Source organism: Vibrio sp. Y176 (assembly GCF_033438945.1).
In genome coordinates this window covers 1-650 of sequence record NZ_JAWOQS010000662.1, presented here as the reverse complement: position 1 = coordinate 650, position 650 = coordinate 1, and the positions used below count along the sequence as shown (strand labels likewise).

Annotated in this window: 2 tRNA genes and 1 rRNA gene; all 3 read left to right on the top strand. The window is 44.5% G+C overall.

The window, feature by feature from the left end:
- A 16S ribosomal RNA gene (locus R7O13_RS27935) occupies window positions 1-77 on the top strand; the annotation flags it as partial.
- A 66-nt stretch (window positions 78-143) separates the two neighbouring features.
- Window positions 144-220: transfer RNA gene (locus R7O13_RS27930), tRNA-Ile, on the top strand.
- A gap of 42 nt (window positions 221-262) precedes the next feature.
- A tRNA-Ala gene (locus R7O13_RS27925) sits at window positions 263-338 on the top strand.
- Window positions 339-650: the final 312 nt, after the last annotated feature.

Sequence of the window (650 nt, the reverse complement as noted above, 5' to 3'; positions counted from 1 at the left end):
CCACTTTGTGGTTCATGACTGGGGTGAAGTCGTAACAAGGTAGCGCTAGGGGAACCTGGCGCTGGATCACCTCCTTATACGATGATTATTGCGATGAGTGTTCACACAGATTGATACGGTTTATAAAGTAAAGAGACGATACTGGGTCTGTAGCTCAGGTGGTTAGAGCGTTCGCCTGATAAGCGAGAGGTCGGTGGTTCGAGTCCACTCAGACCCACCAATTTCTTTCCCAAGGAATTGGCGACAGTATCGACACCTTGATGGGGCTATAGCTCAGCTGGGAGAGCGCCTGCCTTGCACGCAGGAGGTCTGCGGTTCGATCCCGCATAGCTCCACCATCTTTAAGTGTTCTTGAAAAAGAATCTTTAAAAATGGTTTTCATCAGAAAATCTAGCTCTTTAACAATTTGGAAAGCTGACAAAACAACAATTTATTGTTGTTTGTAAAGTTCTCAATGTTTATCGAAAGATAAACACCAAAAAACACATTCAAGTGTTCTTGGAATTTGAGTCCGGCAAAATCGAATGTCTCTCGCTCATTCAAATAATGAGAGACAACTTTGGTGATTTGAACATCAACTCGAAACTCCTTCGGGTTGTATGGTTAAGTGACTAAGCGTACACGGTGGATGCCTTGGCAGTCAGAGGCGA